This is a genomic window from Bdellovibrio bacteriovorus, assembly GCF_001592745.1.
In the GTDB taxonomy this organism is placed as follows: Bacteria; Bdellovibrionota; Bdellovibrionia; order Bdellovibrionales; family Bdellovibrionaceae; genus Bdellovibrio; species Bdellovibrio bacteriovorus_B.
This window is the reverse complement of the sequence record NZ_LUKD01000001.1, coordinates 1,291,684-1,312,685: the sequence shown is the minus strand read 5'-3', so window position 1 is coordinate 1,312,685 and position 21,002 is coordinate 1,291,684. Positions and strand designations below refer to the sequence as shown.

The 21,002-nt window shown below is 44.1% G+C and carries 19 protein-coding genes; 11 read left to right on the top strand and 8 right to left on the bottom strand.

Going from position 1 to position 21,002, the window contains the following annotated elements:
* Window positions 1-8: 8 nt before the first annotated feature.
* The 5 genes from uvrA to AZI87_RS06280 form a co-directional block, all read right to left on the bottom strand.
* The gene (uvrA, locus tag AZI87_RS06300; RefSeq protein WP_063205530.1) at window positions 9-2,954 is read right to left on the bottom strand and encodes an excinuclease ABC subunit UvrA; all 2,946 of its coding nucleotides are present in this window, start codon (window positions 2,952-2,954) and stop codon (window positions 9-11) included.
* The gene (locus tag AZI87_RS06295) at window positions 2,951-5,611 is read right to left on the bottom strand and encodes a penicillin-binding protein 1A (protein WP_063205529.1); all 2,661 of its coding nucleotides are present in this window, start codon (window positions 5,609-5,611) and stop codon (window positions 2,951-2,953) included. Before AZI87_RS06295 ends, uvrA begins: the two co-directional genes overlap by 4 nt.
* Window positions 5,612-5,694: 83 nt before the next feature.
* Window positions 5,695-7,113: a hypothetical protein gene (locus AZI87_RS06290; RefSeq protein ID WP_063205528.1), complete on the bottom strand. Its 1,419-nt coding sequence runs from the start codon at window positions 7,111-7,113 to the stop codon at window positions 5,695-5,697.
* 149 nt (window positions 7,114-7,262) lie between these two features.
* A complete protein-coding gene (gene mscL / locus AZI87_RS06285) occupies window positions 7,263-7,697 on the bottom strand; it encodes a large conductance mechanosensitive channel protein MscL (RefSeq protein ID WP_063205527.1) in 435 nt (144 codons plus the stop codon).
* A 15-nt stretch (window positions 7,698-7,712) separates the two neighbouring features.
* A complete protein-coding gene (locus AZI87_RS06280) occupies window positions 7,713-8,438 on the bottom strand; it encodes a DUF481 domain-containing protein (RefSeq protein ID WP_253696507.1) in 726 nt (241 codons plus the stop codon).
* Between the two features lie 96 nt (window positions 8,439-8,534).
* On the opposite strand from AZI87_RS06280, the gene AZI87_RS06275 reads away from it, so the two are divergent.
* The 7 genes from AZI87_RS06275 (at window position 8,535) to AZI87_RS06245 (ending at window position 14,017) form a co-directional block, all read left to right on the top strand.
* Window positions 8,535-8,807, top strand: coding sequence for a hypothetical protein (locus AZI87_RS06275; RefSeq protein ID WP_063205526.1), 273 nt, complete (start codon window positions 8,535-8,537; stop codon window positions 8,805-8,807).
* Between the two features lie 82 nt (window positions 8,808-8,889).
* On the top strand, window positions 8,890-9,552 hold the full coding sequence (gene ftsE / locus AZI87_RS06270; RefSeq protein ID WP_063205525.1) for a cell division ATP-binding protein FtsE: 663 nt from the start codon (window positions 8,890-8,892) through the stop codon (window positions 9,550-9,552).
* A complete protein-coding gene (locus tag AZI87_RS06265) occupies window positions 9,549-10,442 on the top strand; it encodes a cell division protein FtsX (RefSeq protein WP_063205524.1) in 894 nt (297 codons plus the stop codon). The genes ftsE and AZI87_RS06265 overlap by 4 nt, the downstream gene beginning before the upstream one ends.
* Before the next feature lie 2 nt (window positions 10,443-10,444).
* Window positions 10,445-11,560: a murein hydrolase activator EnvC family protein gene (locus AZI87_RS06260; protein WP_063205523.1), complete on the top strand. Its 1,116-nt coding sequence runs from the start codon at window positions 10,445-10,447 to the stop codon at window positions 11,558-11,560.
* A 6-nt stretch (window positions 11,561-11,566) separates the two neighbouring features.
* Window positions 11,567-12,946 carry a S41 family peptidase gene (locus AZI87_RS06255; RefSeq protein WP_063205522.1) on the top strand — a complete coding sequence of 460 codons (1,380 nt, stop codon included), beginning with the start codon at window positions 11,567-11,569 and terminating at the stop codon, window positions 12,944-12,946.
* A gap of 71 nt (window positions 12,947-13,017) precedes the next feature.
* Window positions 13,018-13,581: a hypothetical protein gene (locus AZI87_RS06250; RefSeq protein ID WP_063205521.1), complete on the top strand. Its 564-nt coding sequence runs from the start codon at window positions 13,018-13,020 to the stop codon at window positions 13,579-13,581.
* Window positions 13,582-13,681: 100 nt separating this feature from the next.
* Entirely contained in the window at window positions 13,682-14,017 is a 336-nt protein-coding gene (locus AZI87_RS06245) for a KH domain-containing protein (protein WP_063205520.1), read from the top strand.
* Here AZI87_RS06245 and AZI87_RS06240 read toward each other — a convergent pair.
* Window positions 14,014-15,198, bottom strand: coding sequence for a helix-turn-helix domain-containing protein (locus AZI87_RS06240; protein ID WP_063205519.1), 1,185 nt, complete (start codon window positions 15,196-15,198; stop codon window positions 14,014-14,016). The genes AZI87_RS06245 and AZI87_RS06240 overlap by 4 nt on opposite strands.
* Before the next feature lie 12 nt (window positions 15,199-15,210).
* The gene (locus AZI87_RS06235; RefSeq protein WP_063205518.1) at window positions 15,211-15,507 is read right to left on the bottom strand and encodes a hypothetical protein; all 297 of its coding nucleotides are present in this window, start codon (window positions 15,505-15,507) and stop codon (window positions 15,211-15,213) included.
* Window positions 15,508-15,596: 89 nt separating this feature from the next.
* On the opposite strand from AZI87_RS06235, the gene AZI87_RS06230 reads away from it, so the two are divergent.
* The gene (locus tag AZI87_RS06230) at window positions 15,597-16,454 is read left to right on the top strand and encodes a LysR family transcriptional regulator (RefSeq protein ID WP_063205517.1); all 858 of its coding nucleotides are present in this window, start codon (window positions 15,597-15,599) and stop codon (window positions 16,452-16,454) included.
* A gap of 48 nt (window positions 16,455-16,502) precedes the next feature.
* Here the strand turns inward: AZI87_RS06230 and tig are convergent, their stop codons facing one another.
* Window positions 16,503-17,816, bottom strand: coding sequence for a trigger factor (gene tig, locus AZI87_RS06225; protein WP_063205516.1), 1,314 nt, complete (start codon window positions 17,814-17,816; stop codon window positions 16,503-16,505).
* A gap of 115 nt (window positions 17,817-17,931) precedes the next feature.
* Between tig and AZI87_RS06220 the strand changes: the two genes are divergently transcribed.
* Genes AZI87_RS06220 through AZI87_RS06210 form a run of 3 tightly spaced genes read left to right on the top strand, consistent with a single transcriptional unit; the run spans window position 17,932 to window position 20,995 of the window.
* The gene (locus tag AZI87_RS06220; protein ID WP_063205515.1) at window positions 17,932-18,798 is read left to right on the top strand and encodes an ArsA family ATPase; all 867 of its coding nucleotides are present in this window, start codon (window positions 17,932-17,934) and stop codon (window positions 18,796-18,798) included.
* Complete coding sequence (locus tag AZI87_RS06215) at window positions 18,795-19,874, top strand: ArsA family ATPase (RefSeq protein WP_063205514.1); 1,080 nt, start codon at window positions 18,795-18,797, stop codon at window positions 19,872-19,874. The genes AZI87_RS06220 and AZI87_RS06215 overlap by 4 nt, the downstream gene beginning before the upstream one ends.
* Complete coding sequence (locus tag AZI87_RS06210; protein ID WP_063205513.1) at window positions 19,871-20,995, top strand: tetratricopeptide repeat protein; 1,125 nt, start codon at window positions 19,871-19,873, stop codon at window positions 20,993-20,995. Before AZI87_RS06215 ends, AZI87_RS06210 begins: the two co-directional genes overlap by 4 nt.
* The last annotated feature ends 7 nt before the right edge of the window (window positions 20,996-21,002 follow it).

The window sequence follows — 21,002 nt, the reverse complement described above, 5'->3', positions numbered from 1 at the left end:
TTCCAACTTTAAGGACCTTTTTGGTCTTCTAAATAGCGCTTTAAATACTGGCCGGTCAGACTTTTTTTGGTCTTCATGATGTCCTCAGGAGACCCCACAGCCACTATGTTTCCGCCTTTTTTACCCGCTTCAGGCCCCAGGTCAATGACATAATCAGAACCACGAATAACATCCAAATTATGCTCAACCACGACGACACTGCCGCCAGTTTCAATGAGTTTGCTTAGAACCTTCATCAAAAGGTCGACTTCACGGAAATGCAGCCCTGTTGTCGGCTCATCTAGAATGTAGAGCGTTGCCTTCTGATTCACCTGAGAAAGCTCTTTAGCAACTTTCAAGCGCTGAGATTCCCCACCACTTAATGAGTTCGCTGGCTGGCCCAATTGAAGGTAATCCAAGCCCACTTCCTTAAGGACACTCAAAGGCTTACGAATGTTCGGGTGAGCCACGAAGAAATTCATAGCTTCACTCACAGTCATTGAAAGGATTTCGTGAATATTCTTATTTTTGTACTGAATTTCTAGAATTTCAGGGCGGTATTTTTTGCTATCGCAGACATCGCACGGAATAACAACGTTATCCATGAACATCATATCGATCTCTTCATAACCCGTGCCTTTACAAGCAGGACAGCGTCCTCCATCAACGTTCAAACTGAATGTTCCAGGAGTGTATCCACGAGCTTGCGCTTCTTGCGTGCCAGCCATGATTGTACGAATGGCATCAAAAGCTTTAAGATAAGTGATCGGCGAGCTGCGCGCTGATTTACCAATCGGAGATTGATCAATCAAAAGCACGTTCTTAATATGCTCTGTGCCCTCAAGACCTGCGTACTCTTGCGCCGGAAGATATTCTAAATCCAAAGCGCGCGCCAATGCAGGGTAAAGTGTCTTCGTTACTAAGGTCGATTTACCAGATCCACTGACGCCAGTGACTGTGACCAGACGATTGAGCGGAATCGTCACATCTAGATTTTTTAGGTTGTGACCTTTGGCCCCTTTTAGTTCGAGCTTCACTTTGTAGGAATCAACATCCACAGGTCGAGACACGCGAAGTGGAGCTTTATTTTTATCCGGTTTTAGATAAGGAACGGTGACCGACTTATCAAAGTCATAGAAGGCTTCTGTCGCCCCAGAGTAAACGACTTCGCCACCAAGGTAACCAGAGCCAGGTCCCATTTCAATAATATGCTCGCTGGATTTAATAACATCGTGATCGTGTTCAACGATCACCAATGTATTACCAAGTTCTTTCAGATCTTTAAGAATAGAAATCAAACGATCGTTATCTCTAGGGTGAAGGCCTACAGTCGGTTCATCCAGGACATACAAGGCTTGCGACAATCCCATGCCTAATTGATTCGCTAAAATCAAACGTTGGTATTCACCACCAGAAAGAGTTCTAGTTTCACGACTTAACGAAAGATAGTGAACTCCCACTCGCATCAGGAATTCAAGACGGGAGCGAATTTGTTTTAAGACTTCGCCCGCAAGCTCCTGATGATGAGCCGACACTTCCAGTTTTTGGAAAAACTGATGAAGGTCTTCAATCGTCATTGTTGAAAGATCGTTGATATTTGCATTCGCCACTAAAACGTTATTCGCTTCAGGACGAAGGCGTGCCCCTTTGCATGTAGGACACAAGAAAGGACTGCGGAAGCGCGAAATGAAAACGCGCACATGCATTTTATATTTAATCTGATCTAAGTACTCAAAAAGTCCACGCACGCCGAAGAATTCTTTATTCCCATTCCAGATAGTATCGCGTTGCGCTTTGGGAAGATCCTTCCACGGAGTGTGAACATCGATCTTCGCTTTTTTACAGTAGCTAAGAAGCTGTTTCTTTTCATGCGCGGCACTAGGCATCCAGAAAGGACTCAAAGCCCCTTGTGCCAAACTCATATTGGGGTTCGGAATGACTTTGCCTTCATCGATATCCAGCGTGTTCCCAAAACCTTTACAAGTCGGGCACGCCCCAATCGGCGAATTAAAACTAAAAAGACGAGAGCTTAACGGCGGTGGAGTGTATCCACAAACAGGACAAGAAGATTCTTCGCTCACTTGCAAGCGTTGACCTTCAGTGGTCAAGATTGTCGCACGACGAGTGATGTTTGTCGTATTGTACTTAATACTTGCTTCGTAAGCTTGAGTTAAAGAGTCCGCGATACGCCCACGTTCATCTTCGTTAAAGCTCATACGATCAATAACAAGATAGAAAGTTTCTTTCGGCAGACCTTTTTTTATGGCCGCCGCATCACCAATTTCGACGACCGTGCCCATTTCTTCGTGAGTCAACCCACTGGGAACAACGGGAGCCGCCGGCACGAATTCAGGTGTCGCGCGTTTAGAAGCTTTTTTGGCAGATTTTTTTGTCGCCGCTTTTTCAGGAGCGGGTTTTGTATCTGTTCCTTTCGGAATATAGATACGCAAGTAACCATCTTGCAAAAGAAGAGAATGAAGCTTCTTGCCTTCAGCAACACGTCCATCTTCACTGATCTCGACTAAAATGTAACCGCGCTTGCCGGAAAACTCTTTGATCGTTTTCGCCGTGGCTTCTGTCACACTTTCTTTTTCAGTCGGGCAGTGATGAGTCGGGCAGTAAGATTTTCCGATTTTTTCATAAAGCAGGCGCAGATAGTCGATGATCTCTGTTGTTGTACCTACAGTAGATCGCGAACTCTTCACCGTGTTTTTTTGTTCAATCGAAATAGCTGGCGGAATATTGCTAATGCCTTCGATGTCAGGCTTTGGGGCTTTATTCAAAAACTGTCGAGCATAATTCGACATACTTTCGATGAAGCGGCGCTGGCCTTCGGCAAAAAGAGTCTCGAAGGCAAGCGAAGACTTTCCTGAACCACTGGGTCCACAAATCACTGTCATAGATCCGACAGGAATTTTAACCTCAATGTTTTTTAGATTGTTTTGTTTCACCCCCCAGAGGTGAATATCTTTCATTCAGAGAGATCCTGTTTGTAAAAGTCTGTTGCTTCTTCTGCTTTGCTGGAAGAAAGAGTTGGTTCGGTTCCTTCAACAAACGCCTGACGAATAATTTTTTTAGTAGAAGCTGAAGCCAGTTTTCCAGTATCAGCATCGATATTAGCAAATACGATACCTTCAGGAACCGGGAAAGTCATCTGAGGAAGTCCCTCATGAGCGGCTTTCATGTAATCTACCCATATAGGTAACGCCGCACGTCCACCGACCTCGCCTTTACCAATACTCTTTTCTTTGTCAAAACCCACCCAAACCCCTGTTGCGATTTGTGGGCTGTAGCCGATAAACCACGCGTCATAGTAGTTGTTTGTCGATCCCGTTTTTCCCGCAACCTCACGACCGACAGCGCGAGCTCTTCCACCTGTACCACCAGCATCTTCAACGACACCCTTCAAAAGTGTCGTCATCACGTAAGCAGTTGTGGGGCGAATTAGCTGATCTGCATCTTGGAAGAAGATACTTTCATCTAGTTTCGCGTGCTTAGGATCTTTCTTTTTAAGCTCTTCGACTTTGGCTGGATCGTTCACGATCTCCATATAAGCCTTGCGACGAGTTTCAAATTCGTCGTTGATTGCTTTGATTTCTTTTTCGAAACGAGTGTCCAGGCTCATTGTGTTTAACAATGATTTACCTTGAGCGTCTTCCACCTTGTGAATCAACAGCGGAGAAATTCTTTTTCCAAGGCGACCGAACTCAGCAAATACTTTTGTCATTTCATATAAAGTCACGCTGCTTGAACCCAGTGCCAACGTGAAGTCTGGATTCAGTGGAGAATAGATTCCCAAGCGTTTGGCATAATCCATGGCCCAGGGAACACCAACGTCTTCAATGATTTTCACCGTCGGGATGTTCAATGATTTCACCAAGGCATTGCGGAACATGATATCGCCACCGAAACTTTTCGAGTGGTTGGAAGGTTTCCAGACTTTTGGATCACCTTGTCCCTCTGAATCATCCGCCGCGCCACCTTCTTCATAAACGATTGGCGCATCCATGATCGGAGTTGCAGGTGTGTAGCCTTTTTCTAAAGCCGAGGCATAGACGATGGCTTTAAACGCCGAGCCTGTCTGACGAGGAGCTTGAATTGCACGGTTGAATTCACTTTTTGCAAAACTAGAGCCGCCGACCATCGCGACCACATCTTGTGAATCCTGGTCAAAAGAAATCAATGCGCCTTCTACTAGGGGCTCTTGATCTAACTCTAACGCAACAAACTTATTGAAATCAGGAAGGGCTGCTGTTGGTTTTTTCTTCGCATTCGCTAAACGGTTTGAAGAGAATTTTTCGGCAACAACTTTGACCAAGATCACGTCACCTTTATTCAAAGCCTGTGACGGCTTTTTAATTGCGCCTAAATCATAGCGAACTTCCGTGTCAGGCTTACGAGCCCAAGTCATCGAGTCAATATCAATAAGACCCTGGCCTTCAGGCAGCTTCACCGTCACCAAACCGGTGTCATCATTTACTTCTTGAACTACACCTTGCACAGTGTCTTTCACTTTGATGTACGCTGGAAGAATTCCTTCTTTCGTATCTTTAGGTGGAACGATGTCTGCAAATTTTCCGTCCGGCAGAATAGTTCTTTCAGGAGTGAAGTCGGAAATTAATTTTTTCTGAGTTTCTTTTAAGAACTCTTCAACATCTTCAGCATCAGTGATGTTTTTAATCGGTCCGCGGTAACCTTGGCGTTTATCTAAACCCTTTAGGCCCGCAAGAACTGATTCTTGAGCTGCCAATTGTTTTTCTAGATCTAAGCTTGTGTGAATACGAAGGCCCTTATCAAGAACCATGTCTTCACCTAGCTGAACCACTAAAAGCTGACGAACAGTTTCTAAGAAGAACGGCGCGTATTCTTCGTAGTTTTCGCGAACGAAAACTTTCACGGGTTCTTTGATGGCCGCTTCAGATTCTTCTTTTTTCACGTAACCCACTTCAGCCATACGGCGAAGCACGTAAATCTGACGCTCTTTCGCGCGCACCGGGTTGCGAACCGGGCTATAAGCACTCGGTGCTTTAGGTAAGCCTGCAAGAATAGCAGTTTCAGATAAAGTCAGTTTACTCGCGGGTTTATGGAAGTATGTCTGGGCTGCTTGTTCAATTCCGTAAGCACCTTGCCCGAAATAAATTTGGTTCAAATAAAGGAACAGAATGTCTTCTTTGCTTAAGTTCTTTTCCATCTCGATCGCCAGTAAGATGTCACGAACTTTACGAGTTAAAGTTTTCTCGTCCGTTAAAAGAAGTGTTTTAGCAACCTGCTGTGTGATCGTCGATCCCCCTTGAACGGAACGGCCTGCACGTAGATTGGCTAAAGCAGCACGGAAGATGGCTTGAGGATTGATCCCTTTGTGTTCAAAGAATTGATCGTCTTCCGCTGCCAGAAAGGAGTTCACGACATGTTTAGGAATCTTATCGTAAGGGATAAGTGTTCTTCTTTCGCGAAAGAACTCGCCAATCTTTTTTCCGTGGCGATCATAAACTTGGCTTACCAAAAGAGGTTGATAGTCTTTGACAGTAATCAGTTGTGGAAGACCGGATTGAACGGATTTAACAATAAGGTAGGCGCTAAGAATTCCGATGAGGCCAAGCGCGACAATAAACAGGGCGATCTTTTTTAACACGAGTGGGGGCTCCTTTAATAAGCCCCCATTCTAACAGTGTGACCCGTAAGGGTCTAGGGATACTAGACTAGTCAGAAGACGGGTTACTTCACACCCAAGCTTTTCAACTTTTCTTTTGAGGTCGCAACTTCATTCGTGCAGGACGGGAAGTTTCTTTGGATGCTCGAAATAATGTTGATCTGTGATGAAATCTCGCTTGATGCCTCATCCGCAGTGTCCTCGGCGCTACGCTTAGGAGCAGGGCCTAATGTCATCAAAGATTGATTTGCACGATTCAGTGCCGCAGTCAGACTGGCTTGTTTCGAAGCGAGAGTTTTTAGGTTCTCTTGCATTTTTGTATAAGCCGTCTGCATTTGAGTTTGAGAGCGAGTACCCAAATCAATCACACTTTGTAGGGCGTCTGATTTTTCTTTTAATGAAGACTGTTTCATTTCTTCAAGTTGCGAAGAAGCCAGGTTCAAGCTGTTCTGAATTTCATCATACGATGATTGAAGATCGGCGATCTGACGATTCAATTCGTCTTGTTCTTGCTTCTTGGACTCGTTCAAAGCGATACGTTGTTGATCAAAAGCATCCATACAGTCGTTATAGATGTTGATCAACTCTTGACGTTTCTTTTTAGCCTGAGCGATGTGGTTTGAGCTCGTGCTAGCAGAAACACTTTCATAGGATTTCTTAGCTTCAGTCACGGCCTTCATACACGCGCGTTTGCCGGAAGCATCTGTCATTGCGATGAGTTTCAGAGCTTTGTCGCGTTGTGATTGAGTGACCTGACCACGCAACTTCAGAATATCCGCACCCTTTTTGCGCATCTCTTCTTTAGCTTGGTTTTGGCTGTTATTAAACTCCGCAATACGCTCACGCTCTTTAGAGTCAATTTCAAGTGATTTGGATTTATAGTCTTCTTGAGCTTTAGTTAAAGTCTCTTGGATTTTATCCATCTCTTTTTGATAGTCTTCTTGGATCTGAGCCTTATCGTCGTTGAGTTCTGCCAGCTCTTTTTCTGTGTCTTTGATCTCTTTTTGGATGTTATTTTTTTCAGTGAAGTAGTCGCGACCATTCATTTGCGGACAGGCTTTGCTGATATTTTGCAGTCCTGATGCTGCAGTAGAGGAAAGTCCCAATACAGTTGCAAATGCCGCCGTCGTGTCGAAAGAGTCCTCGCCCGAAGATGCGCCACAAGACTTCGCTTTAGAAATACAGTCTTTAGCAGACCCTAAGCCGGCTTTTTTACAAGCTTCACCAATTTTTTCTTCAGCTCTATCCATTTTATCACGAGCATCGCGACATTCATTATAAGTAGGCGCAGTGAATGGATAACCTGTAGTTTGAACTTGTTGCTGCTGTTGCTGCCCCTGAGAGTTGTTATTATTTTGATTGTTGTTATTTCCATTGCCAGTATTCTGAGCCGAAGCTACAGAGGAAAGCAAAGATGCGGTGGCAATGATGTTGATAAAGATTTTGACAACTGTTCTGTCTGTTGTGCTTGAAATCTTATTCATTTGATTCCTCCCCGATGAAAATAGGTGGTGCAATACCAGTACCAATTATCGGCAGGGATGAACAAAAGGTTTACGTCTCAAATTGAGATGCTAGAGCGGCGCTTTATTAGATTGGATCTGACAAAGCACCGAAGAACTTATCTTATATATTAGACGGCTTGAGCGCTTCCACATTGTGAGCACTTACGGGCTTTAAGTGGAATATTGGAAAGGCACTCAGGACATTCCTTACTATTCGGCGGTGGTGGAGCGTCTTCCTTTTTCAGACGATTTGCCACGCGAACAATCAAAAAGATTGCAAAGGCGACAATTAAAAAGTCCAAAACGACGTTCATGAATAAGCCATAGTTGATAGTGGCAACGCCGGCTTTCTTCGCTTCTTCCAAAGTGCCGTACTGTTGACCATTCAAGGCCAAGAACAGATTTGAAAAATCCACTTTTCCTGCGCCGATACTAATCACCGGAGTCAGAATGTCTGAAACAAACGATGAAACGATCTTTCCGAAAGCGGCGCCGATAATAATACCGACCGCCAGATCCAGAACGTTTCCTCTCATGATAAAGGCTTTAAACTCTTTAAACATCTGTCGAGTCCTTGGTTAGAATTTTGCGACAAGGTTCATTGTCGTTGTTGTCGTTGTGTACTTTCCACCTGCTGGCGGCATATTTTGATATTGTAGTAGGTAAGCCAACTTCAAAGAGAAGATGGAATTTAACATAATGTTCAAAGAAGCTTCTGTGTTTGCCAAGTAAGCATCTGAATCAGTGAAGTTCGGTAGATATTCTACCCAGTACTTAAAGGATAAAGTTTTATCCAAGGCTTTATTGAATTCAGTGTAGGCGCGGCCCAGGTTATCATGTGTGACTCCACCAACAGTTGGAAGAGTTTTTTGGTAACGATAACCGGCCTCAAATGTCCAAGTCATCTCGTCGGCTTTGATAAGGAAGTATTTAAGACCGGCGTCTGTTGAGTCCCTTTGCAAGTAACCGTTAAAGATATCACTTTCTGATTTTTGTCCCACGTAAAGACTGAGGTAGTCCGTCAATTGGTGCTCAAAACGAACGCCGATTTCCCAGTTGCGGGCGCTTTCAACACCTAAAGAATTTGTTTTCAGGTATCGACCAAAAGCGGCATAAAGATTTTTATCTACGGTGTATTCTGTTTTTGCTTTCGCGTTGTAGCTTTCAGAATCGTTGTTACCGCTGACGACAATCGCACCAGCCTCTGCTTCGCCTTTCCAAGGTGGTGGCGGGTTTTCTTGTGCCATCACAGAAACAGAAAATAAAAATGCCAAACTTGTAAGCGTGAAACGTACTGCATTCATTGTAAATTCCCTTCGATTTAGACTTAACTTTAGTTTCAATTCACAATGACACCAAGAAAAATTTGATGAGTACGCGAAGAATTTCTGATAGCTTCTTTGCCGAGGTTTGTTGAAGTGCAAAAAGGTTTTAATTCCGACATCACCGTGCGTGGACAAAAATATCATGTGCAAACAGAAGACTGGGGTTTACAGAATCCTTTTCTAGTGAGCCGTATTTTCTGTAATGGCGCTGTGATGAAAACTATCAAAACACCTTATGATTCCGTTCTGCGTACGGGTTCCAACCAAAGTGAAGAGGCCATAAAACTGGCTCTGCGTCGTCAACACTCGACGATTATTGATACTTTGATGGCTGGAGGAATGCCTTAATCCGGCGAAAAGTTTCAATTAGGTACAAAACCTCGACTTCCGGCGAGTATTCATCCCAGTCACTCTTTCATAAGATAGAGGGATGATTGAATTCTCTCATGTTTACAAGACTTATCCCGGCCCGGTTCACGCTTTAAAGAATGTCGATTTGCGCATCGACAAAGGTGAATTCGTTTTTCTTACCGGTCCGAGTGGTGCGGGTAAAACAACTCTTTTTAAAATGATTTCTGCATACGATGTTGCGACATCCGGTGATGTTAAAGTGGCGGGCCATGACCTAGTTTCAATCAAAGAAGGTCAAATTCCTTTATTTCGAAGAAAGATCGGCGTGGTCTTTCAAGATTTTAAACTTCTTAAAGACAAAACTATTTTTGAAAACGTAGCACTTCCTTTAGTGGTCCGTGGCGACAAGACCCCAGCCATTACTCGTCGTGTATCTGAAGTTTTAGAGCAAGTGGGATTAGCCCACAAACATGATCAGTATCCGGATTTTGTTTCAGGTGGTGAGCAGCAGCGCACGGCGATCGCCCGCGCCATCATTCATCAGCCAGGTGTTCTTATCGCCGATGAGCCGACAGGGAATTTAGATCCGAGACTCAGTGAAGAAATTATGGATCTTCTTGAGAGAGTCTGTGCTCAAGGCACGACAGTCTTTGTCGCTACTCACGACCATGAAATGGTAAAACGTCGCAACAAACGCACCTTGGAACTTCGCGACGGAATGATTGTGGGAGACAAGAAATGAGATCTCCACAAAAAAATTGGGCTCTAAAAATTTCTACACTGATTGTTGTGACAGCCTGCTTCGCTGTTATGGGGTCAGGTCTTCTTATCTCTCAAAACTTCAGAAATATTCTGACGTTGTGGGGGGAAGACGTGCAAATGACGGTTTATCTTTCACAAGACCTTTCGGATCAGGGTCGTCAGTTTATCGAAAACAAACTCAAAGAGACTGGTAAAGTCGGTGCCATTCACTTGGTAAATCAAGAAAAAGCTTTGAATGATTTTCGTGCGCAAATGGCAAGCTACGCTCCGGACATTTCTCAAGATGAAGAGCTTTTGAAATTGATTCCGGCAAGTCTTCAAGTCAGTTTAGCACCTAACGTCAGTACATCGGATCAGATGCAGGTCCTCAAGTCGCTCGCAGCCGAAGTCAAAGGGCTAGAGGGAGTTGATGAAGTTAGCTACGGTCAAGATTGGGTTGAAAAATACGCGTCTCTTGTCACAACGATTGAAACGACTTTATCTTTACTAGGGTTCGTGATTTTGGCTGCGGCTCTGTTTGTGATCTCCAATGCGATTCGTGCTTCGATTCAAAGTCGAAAAGATGAAATCGTCGTCTTAGAAATGATCGGTGCAACGGCGGGAATGATTCGCAAACCTTTTATGGTGGAAGGGGCTATCTTAGGATTTAGCTCCTCTATATTTGGCCTGGTTTTCTGTCTTTTATTATACACGGGTCTTAAAGGCTTTTTGGTTACCAAACTTAGTTTCTTACAGCTAGGTGAACACATTCACTTCATCAGTTACCCGGCCCTTTTCCTTTTTGTCGTCGGGGGCACTTTCTTAGGTGCGCTGGCTTCCTATCTTTGCGTTCGTCGCCTTAACGACGGATATGCAGGAAGTCGGGTGTAGGTTTGAAGCTCTTTCAACTGTTCTTAGCAATAATCCTTTCGGCGGCGATGGCAACCACGGCGGTGGCGTCGACGGAGGCGGATTCTATTGCTAAAGACTTTGAAACTCAGAAAAAGAAACTTGAGGACGCAGAACTTAAGCAGCGCCAAGTCCTTTCCGCGCTTTATCAGCTCAATAAGAAAATCAAAAAGATCGTTATCGAAAAAGGGGATCTGTCTCAACAGCGCGCTTTCTTAGAGGTCAATATTAAAAACCTCTCTCAAAAAGTCGATGAGTTGGATCAACGCTCAAAATCGCAGAAAGCACTCCTCGCCGAAAGGTTAAGAGCGATCTATAAACTAGGCGGCCCTTCGGTCGCACGTTTTCTGTTTTCATCAAATAGTTCAGCATCTTTGGAAAGAAATCTTAAGATCTTAGGGATTGTAGCGGCCCGCGATCTAGATCTTATAAAGAACTACGGACGCGATCTTAAAGAACTGCAAAATAAAAAGAAAATGTTAGCGCAACGTTTGGAAAGCCTTAAGTCTGTTGAAAACAAAATCGTCGCGCAAGAAAAGCAATTTCGCAAAGAACAAGAGCTTAAAGGCAAACTTCTTGATGGCATTCGCAAAAGCAAACTATTCGCGATCAACAAGATCAACGGTCTTCGTGAAAAATCTTTGCAGTACAATATTGAAGACGCCGGACTTTTTGACCTTCTGTTTAAACCCTCTTTCGCAGATCAAAAAGGCGCCTTGCCTCAGCCACTTCCAGGTGTAGTTACTCGGAAATTTGGACTTATGAAAGGGGAGGATCATCCCTATACTATTTCTCATAAGGGAATTTTCATTTCCGCAGCTAAAGGAAGTCCGATCAAATCTGTTTTTGAAGGTCGTATTTCTTATGTCGGTGAACTGCCCGGATTTGGCACGACATTGATTGTGGATCACGGCGATCACTACTACACCGTTTATTCTCACGCTGAAGAAGTAAAAGTTGGCGTCGGTGATGAGATCACCCAGTCGCAGGTCATTGCCCAGGTGGGTGAGCCGACTCGCGAAAGCAACCCTGGTTTATATTTTGAAATTAGACATTTTTCCGAACCCTACGACCCGCAGCAGTGGATGAAAGGACTCTAAAACACTATGCAATCGATTAAACGTTACTGGAAAACCTACATCCTCGGATTCGTTCTTTTATTAACAATTTTTATTATGGCTGAAACGGGTTTTCAGGTTCGCGCATTCGCTCAAGAGCGTTATGCGGATTTGCAAAACTTTTCGAAAGTTTTAAATCTTATTCAGCAATATTACGTAGAGCCGGTAGACACTAAAAAATTAGTCTATGGGGCTATTAAAGGGATGTTGCGTGAACTTGATCCTCACACGAACTTCATGTCTCCTGACATCTTTAAAGATTTTGAAACTGAGACAAGCGGCGAGTTTGGCGGACTGGGAATTGAAATTTCCATTCAAAATGGTGTCTTAACTATCATCTCTCCAATTGAAGATGCGCCTGCGTGGGAAGCCGGAATCAAAGCCGGAGATAAAGTGATTGCAGTCGATGGACATAGCACGAAAGGTGTCAGCTTAGTTGAAGCCTCGCAATTGATGCGTGGAAAACGTGGTAGCAAAGTCATTCTTCGTGTCGTGCGTGAAGGTGAAGAAAAACCTCGCGATATCACGGTGACTCGTGGAAGTGTAAAAATCAAATCTGTGAAATACACGGACTTGGGCGATGGATTTGCTTACGTGAAAATCACAAGCTTTATAGAAAATACGGCGAAGGATTTACAAAAAGCGATTGAAAAACACATGAAAGAAAATAACGGTAATACCGCGGGACTTCTGATTGATTTACGTAGAAATCCGGGTGGATTGTTGGATCAAGCGGTGAAAGTCAGCGATATGTTCTTAAAAGAAGGAACTATCGTAAGCACCATTGGTCGCAACAAAAATGACAAAGAAGTTGCGGTGGCGACTCGTCGTGGTCAGTACACGAACTTCCCCGTTGTGATTTTAGTCAATGAGTACACGGCAAGTGCTAGTGAAATCGTTTCCGGCGCGCTTCAAGATAACAAACGTGCCTTGATTGTTGGTCAAAGAACTTTCGGAAAGGGCTCTGTTCAGTCTGTTATTAAATTAGGTGATGGCAGTGGTTTGAAATTAACGGTGGCTCGTTACTACACTCCAAGTGGCGTTTCGATCCAAGCAGAAGGAATCCATCCTGATATCGAGATTGATGACGTGGATCCCGAAGCATTCTCTAAAGCCGTCGTAAAATCGCAAACAACTCGCGAAGGTGACATCGCTGGGCACTTAAAAGGCGACCGCGAAAAAGCCGCAGAGAAACTTGACACAAAACAAGGAACTGAAGAAGGCGCCCTTGCTTGGTGGAAAGATGTGGGTTCTAAGAAGGAAGAAAAGCTTTCTCCGCGCGAAGCATTATTTAAGCGAGATTATCAGGCATATCAGGCATTTAGCTATCTTAAGGCATGGGGTACTCTGAAGGCCTTGACGCGCTAGTTATTGCTTCTGAAAATTAGAGGCCCTACTCTACGCCCACTACAAGATGTGGCAGGCAGAGGGGGCCTTTCATGTTGAAGGTGATTGCTTCAATTCTATTATTCTCATCCATGGCGTCGGCTGAATTCGTGGGCTTTTCTCACGGAAATGAATTATCGGCGACGGCCATCTCTGGCACAGTCAAAGTTATCTGCAGTGGTTTTAACGGAAGCGGCTCTGCTATCTATACTTGCCGTGACATGGCTTTAAACCCAGCGGCTTATGATCATTTCGTAGGTCCTCAAGATTCTCGCACGGATCGTGTTGAGTTGGTGGCGACTCATGCTGACGGCTCGTCTCGTTCAAAGACTGCAGAGTACGACGGATACCGCGGCAAAAGCAAAGAGGCTTTCAATCTTTGGATTTCAACGATCTTTCAAAAGCCTTTGTTGGAAGCGGGAGTGAACACGATTCGCTACCGAATCTACAGCCGTAACATCGAACCAATGGCAGAAGGAACTTTTGTTGCGAACGTAAAACGAGGTGCTCCTCGCCAATGTCCTACAGCTCAGTACACATCCTCGGATATTAACGATTGCAATTCACAATACTCAATCTGCCAGAGATATTTCGAAGAATATAATAACTGTCAGTAATAACGGACATACAGGACTGCATTACTATTTAGGCCAGTCTCTTGAACTGAAGATTGTTGCTCCCTAGATTTCACTTTTGAATGGGATCAGGAGCTTAACTATGTCTTCATCAGAAAAACCACTTGTTATCAAACGTCAAAGCCGCGATCCCTGGAGGCTCGAAAACCCCTCGAAAGAAGGCGTGATCAATCAATGCCGCGATCTTATAGAGGGTTTACTAAAACTCAATGCCGATGTTCCCGAAGAAATGACAGTGACAGTGATTCCCGGTGATAGAACCACCACTTTCAAAGTGGACTGCTGTCAGCAGAATATGGCCCGACTCATCGGTAAAAACGGAAAAACTATTACGAGCATTCGCAACATCGTCACGGCTATCACTTCCAAGTACGGTCTGAGAGCCATTGTCGATATACCGTTTTATCCTCAAGATTAATTAGCGGGGATCCCATTTCTTTTCAGTGTATCCCGGGCTTTAGACAGCAGACTTTCCCTGAAAGAATAATTCGATGGATTCTTTTCTGCAAGAACTTGGGCATCTAAGATTGCGTAAGCAAAATGCAAAGGTGTTGTGCGGGATTTTTTAATACGTGCTAATGCCATCTTATTAGCACTTTCCATGTCACCATTTAATACGGCACCTTGAAACAAAAGGTCTTCAAGTCGTACGTCAACTTTCGTATTGGCGAACATCAAATTTTTTGTGAGCTGTGGAAAGTGGGACTTCGTTTTAATACTTTGAACAAGATTCAAACCGACTTTTGCAACGGAAATCCCGTGCGCCCATCCGCTCTTCTGTGCATATTTCAACGTACGCTGAAATGACAGGTAAGATTGTTTATAAAAGCCAAATTTAAACTGCAAATGAGCCAGCTCTAAATACGTCACGGCTGCGCGAGCCATGAATTTATTTTTTACAGCGATCAAGAGGCATTTGCGAAAAGCCGTTTTAGCCATGTGAAAGTTGCGAAGATGGGCATGGATCCGGCCATAACAAAAATGAAAGTCGGCCTCTAAAGACAATGAATTCGTGGATTTTAAAAAACCTTGAGCTTTTTCGAGATGTAAAAGTGCGACACTTAAGCTGCCCGCCTGTTCTTCTCGGAAGGCAGACAAAATATAGCATTTTGTCAGAGCCCGTGGGTCATTCAAAGTCACCGCAAGGTCGTGGGCTTTTTGTAAATAGAAGCGGCTAGCCCGCATTTGTCCGACATGAAGAGTTGCGGCACCCATCTGCAAAAAAAGACCTAAAGCTTGCGAGCTGGGAAGTTCTTCACTTTGAAATGAACGTAACATTCTTAAGTAGCTGCTCCAGCTGTCGGTAACCCGAACGAATTGCAAATACGAATCTTGTAAAAGCTCCTCAAGCAAAGGGTTGTGAGGGCGCATCTTAAAGCTTTCGCTATTTTTAATAAGCTGTTCAGTAGGAACTTCGAGGAGCGCGGCAAGATTGGTCAGCAGCTCAGAGCGAATTCTTCGAGCAGTGCGGTTTGACCAGCGCTGAACCGTCTTTGTGGAGATATGCAGTTTTTCGGCTACCGCTGTTTGCGACAGACCTTTTTCTCGAAAGAGACTGTTGAGAGTATCATGACAGAGCGAAAAGGATTCGGTAGCCACGGGATCACCTGATTATGGGCACTGAATAGCGAATTCGGTATTAGCAATTACAAATGAGTTGTTAATATTTTCGCCTTGAACCAATACGGACTGTCCGTCTTTTCTAATAGATAGAAAATAATTTCCATCAACTTCAGCAATACGAACGTGGCCACCAGAAACCGCGCCTTCAAACACATAGCTGGCGATGTCGGCACGCGGATGAACTTCTGGAAGAAGGTCTACGATCGTGCCATTGATTGAACATTGGGGATAAGAAGCAAAAGCATTTACTGAAAAAAGAGTGATTACAGCCATCAAAGATTTCATAAGATCTCCTGTTGGCGCGGAAGCTAACGCGACTAGACTAATAAGTAAAATTCATTAAATTCAATATAATATTAAGTAATACTTAATCTATGGAATTGAATTTAAACCATTTAAAATACTTTATATCAGCGGCAAAAGCTGGCGGCTTGGGCGCTTCAGCGAAAGCTCATAATGTCAGCCAGTCCGCAATTAGCCAGGCAATTCGCAAGCTTGAAGAGTCCTTGGGGTGCGATCTTCTCATCCACAGCCGCAATTCTTTCAAACTCACAAAAGAAGGCGAATACCTTGTAGAAAATTCAGAAAGCATTTTTAAGCAAATCGATTTTCTTAAAGATCAGATTCAAAGCCTCAATAGTGAAGTCGCGGGAAGAGTCACGCTTGCCACTTCTTCCACGGTGGCGCAATTTCTTCTGCCCTCCCTATTGAAGGATTTAAAAACACGTTACCCGAAGATTCAACTGCACGTGACGATCGGGGACGTCGCATTTATCGTAGGTGAAGTAAAAAGCGGTCGCGCGGAACTGGGTATCGTCATTGATGATGGTCACTTTGCGGGACTAGAAAGAAAGCTCCTGAGGGAAGGAAGTTTTGCCTGCATTACCAGTGCAGAAATCAAAGCGTCTTTTAAAAAGCCAGAGTTCCTGGTCACGCGCGAAAGCCCCGGTGTTGAAGAGTTACGCCAGGTTTACAAAAAGAGGTTCCACAGCGAGCCTGCCATTGGCGTAGAGGTCGAAAGCTGGGAAGCGATTGTTTCAATGGCACAAATGGGTTTAGGCGTAGGCTTTATCCCCGAGTTCATTTTGGATTATCATTCTAAGGTCAAAGTGATCCCGCAGCTTGAGGAGTTAGGCAAAAAGATTCGTTACAAAATGTACGTCGTTCATAAAGGAGCGCATCAGCTATCCCGTCAGGCTGACGCATTTTTGGAAGTCTTGCCCGAAAAATAAAAAAGGCTCCCAGGGGGAGCCTTTTTTATTTCAGATTTGAGGGTCAGCTTAGTTGCCTTCTTCTTTCAAAGAACCAGCCGGTACTTCTTTAACCTTTACTGATTTTTTCAAGAAATCGATCACTTTTTCTTCTGTGATCATGTAAGTCAAACGGCTTGCTTGCTCTGGACGACCATAGAATTCACGGATGCGTGCTTCTTCGATGTTCGTTTGTTGAGCATACTCTTGAAATTTAGCATCAAGATCTTCTTTCTTCGCGAACAAATCGTGTTTCTTCGCAATAGTATCAACTAAGAAAGAAGATTGAATCATTTCCGCCGCAGTTTTTTCGAAATCACTGTCCCATTTATCAACGTAAGAAGCGAAATCATTCGGACCCATGCCTTGTTCAGTCATGCGTTTTTTGAAGTCTTCAACCAAAGAAGCTTTTTGTTCTTTCAACAAAGATGGAGGAACTTCAACTGGGTTTTCTTTAACCAAAACTTTCAACAGACGGTTTTTGAAAGCGTCGTCGATACGTTTTTGTTCAGTTTGTTCAAGATCTTCTTTGATCGTCTTTTTCAAAGCTTCTAGATCGCTGGGACCGCCCAAAGTTTTGATGAACTCGTCGTTCAACTCAGGCAATACTTTTGCTTTGATTTCGTTCAAAGTAACTTTGAATTCTACCGGTTTACCTGCAAGGTCTGCAGAGTGGTATGGATCTGGGAATTTCAAAGAAAGAGTTTTAGTCTCTCCCGCTTTCATTCCTACGATGCCTTCTTCAAAACCTTCGATGAATTGTTTTGCGCCCAATTCAAGGTGGTGGTTTTTGCCAGAACCGTTTTCAAGTGGCGCGCCACCCATGAAGCCTTCGAAATCGATAACTGCGATATCACCCATTTTAACAGCGCGACCTTCAGTCACTGTCTCGAAAGTAGCACGTGAAGAACGGATGTTTTCCAAAACTTGATCTACTTTTGCATTATCAAGTTCGAACTTTTCTTTTTCTACTTCCAAACCTTCGTACTTTTTCAAAGTGATTTCAGGGCGCACGTCAAAGTTTGCAGAGAAAGAGAAGTCTTTGTTCTCTGTTGGATCAGCGAATTCAAATTCTGGATAGCTGATGGGCTCAAGTTTGTGTTCGCTCAATGCCATCGCGTAGTGTTTTTGAACAAGTTCTTGGACAACGTCTTGTTTTACGCGGTCACCGTAAATGCTTTTGATTGTTGCCAAAGGCGCTTTACCTTTGCGGAACCCTTTGATTGTTACGTCTCTTTGGATGCCAGAGTAGATTTTATTGAAAGCTGATGCCACGGCAGCCGCAGGAACTTCGATGCTCAATTTGCGGGAAAGATTAGAGACTTTTTCTACATTCGATTTCATGTCTTTTTCTCCTAATATAAAAACCGATGGATATTAGAAGAGTCCCTGACTGAAGGCAACGCTATCGCACCGCGTAATGCCTATATTTCGGAGGTCAGCGACACTCTTAGAACGTATGAAGCAAGAGATTCACTTTGTGACCGGAAAAGGGGGCGTGGGAAAGTCGGTTGTCGCGGCGGCCCTGGCTCTCAAGAAAAGTCGAGAGGGAAAAAAGGTCCTTTTAGTCGAACTAGGGGATCAAAGTTTCTATAAAGACTTTTTTGATCTTCCGGACATTGGCTTTAAGCCTACTGAAATCAAAAAGAATCTATCCGTCGCCTTGTGGACCGGGGAAGCCTGTTTGCAGGAATACGCACGCCATCTGATCAAGGTGGAAAGTCTGGCAAAACTCTTTTTTGAAAACGCCGTTATGCGCGCGTTCATCAACGTGGCCCCGGGTCTTCCCGAACTTGCGATCCTAGGTAAAGTAACCAGTGGGCCTCGACAGCACGGACCTCCGTTGCCGTTTGATGTTCTTGTCGTTGATGCATTTGCAACGGGTCACTTTATTGCGCTTTTGGAGGCGCCGAAAGGCATGGCGCAAGCCGTGCAGTTTGGTCCGATGGGAGAGCAAAGTCGTAGTATCGATGCATGTCTTCGAAACTCAGATCTTTCTAAATACCATATTGTCACTTTGCCTGAAGAGCTTCCGGTCAAAGAAGCAACGGAACTTTTGCAAAGACTGAAGGCAGAGTTTTCAATTGAAGCAAGCCTGATTGTGAATAAGATGGTGCAAACCTCTATTTCCGAAGCAGAGCTCAAAAACACCCAGAACGAAAATTCCGATTTAGGAAAATTTGCCGAATACCTTGAGCATCAGATCACCCATCAAAAAGAAATGTGGAACAAAGCACAAGCCAAAGCCGCTGCGATGAAAGCAGTACCACTTTTTTTTGAAACCGATCCGTGGACCCTCGTAGAAAAAGTGGGGGACACCTTATGAGTCTAGAGATATTTAAAAACACCCAAGTGCTCATTTGTGTTGGCAGCGGGGGAGTGGGGAAAACTACCGTTGCGGCTTCATTGGCCGTGATTGCGGCAAAAGAAGGAAAGAAAGTCTTGGTTCTCACCATTGATCCGGCTAAGCGCCTGGCGCAAACTTTGGGTATCGAAGGAACCAAAGACATCACCAAAGTTCCCAACCAAAATTTCAAAGGCGAAATTTACGCCTCGGTCATAGATCATAAAAAGACATTTGATGATTTTGTGGCCAGAGCAGCTAAGAAAAGTGAAGCCGTTCAGAAAATTTATCAGAATCGTCTTTACCAACAGCTTTCAACAAACCTCAGCGGCTCTCAAGAATTCACGGCCCTTGAAAAACTTTATTCCGTCTATGAATCAAAACAATTTGATTTGATTATTTTGGATACGCCACCGACGAAACATGCGATTGATTTCCTGCAAGCGCCGCAAAAGTTGTCCGCTTTGTTCAACGAAGGTGTCGCGAAATGGTTCCGTGATCCTGAGGGAAAAAAGTCCGGCTTCTTTGGACAGCTTTTACAGACAGGAACACGCCAAGTTCTAAAAATTCTTGAAACACTGACGGGTTCTAACTTTATTCGTGAACTTGGAGATTTCTTCCTCAATATCGAACAATGGCAAAGTCAGCTTTTAAAAAGAACGGTCGATGTGCATCGTATGCTCGTTTCGCCGACAACTCATTTTTGTCTGGTGACGGCGTTTGACCAAGCGAAACTAAAAGAAGCGGAGTACTTCTCTAAAGAGATCAAAAAAGGCGGCTATCATCTGACGACGGTGGTTTTGAATCGTGTTTTTCCTTATTGGCTAGACCTCCGTTCGGCACAGAAAGATCAAAACGGGCATGAAGAACTCCTTCGCTTGTACTCACAAATGCGAAGCTACTACAATCAGAAGGAAGTCCTTTATTCAAAGTTTGAATCCAGCATAAAGAAAGACGCGCGGGTCTTTCGTATTCCTGATTTGGTAAAAGATATTTCTGACTTAAAAGGACTTGAAGAATTAAGTGCGTTGATCGTCGAAGGGGAAAAGAGAGCATGAAAAAATATTTGATCCTTTTACCGTTCATGCTTGCGGGGTGTGCAACTATTTTAGGTAAACGCTCTGCCACCGAAGACGAACAAGCCGTCATCCTTGCCAAAAGAGCGGCTGAAGAAGCCGAACTTAAAAATGCGGAAAGAGTTCTTGAAAAAGGAAGATTCAAAGAGGCGCAGATTCTTTTTAAGGACTTCTATGGTCGTCACCAACAATCTTCTTTTTATCAAGCGGCACGCTTGGGTGAAGCAGAAGCATTGGACGGCATGGAAGAATATCAACAAGCGGCTTCTCTTTACCGCGACGTTTACTTGCGCACAATTCAAAGTCAGCCACAAATAGCTGCTTTAGCTTTGTACAAAATGTCTTTCACCTACGAAGCCTTGGGCGATGATGAAAAAACAATCGCGGCGCTGCTGGATGCAAGAAAGCTCAGCGAGCATTTACCTTTGGAAGTGGCCGAAGCTGAAATTCCCGCGCGCTTGGCAGCGATCTATGGTCGTCAGGGACGTGAACAAGAGACCGTGGATTATCTTGGACAGGCCGATAAGGGAATTGCGAAGGTACTTCAAGAACAGCGTCCGCAACTTCAACCAGGATGGTTGGCGAAAACTTATTTCCAGATGGGCCTTGTCTCGACAAACCAGATTTCTGAAGAAAACTTTTCGGAGTTCGCACAAGGTCAAAGATGGATTCAGGTGTATTTATTTAAGGCTATGAAGCAAAACGATGAAACTTGGTCGCTGCGTGCGCAAGAAGAGCTTCAAAACGTGTATCGCGATTTATTTACATTAGTAGAGTCCTCAAAAAATCGTGACGTACAAAGTCGCTTGGGTGGGGATCTTTTAGACTTGATGGATCAAGCGGAGCTTTATAAGCCTATTCTTGGCCAGAAAGAAACGACGTACGAGAAAAACTTTTTCGGCTATCTAGCTGAAGTTAGAAAGAAATTAGATAATGTTTTATACGGCAGTGGCGAAACGATGTCGCTCACTGAAGAATCACAACGATTGAACAGCATCAAACGAGCAGGGCGAGTCAAACCCGACTCTCTCTTGCCAGAGGAACAGAAGTCGCCTATACCTCTTCCTCCCAAAGTTGTTCCTGAAGAAGATCCTAATCTGTAGGAAAAGA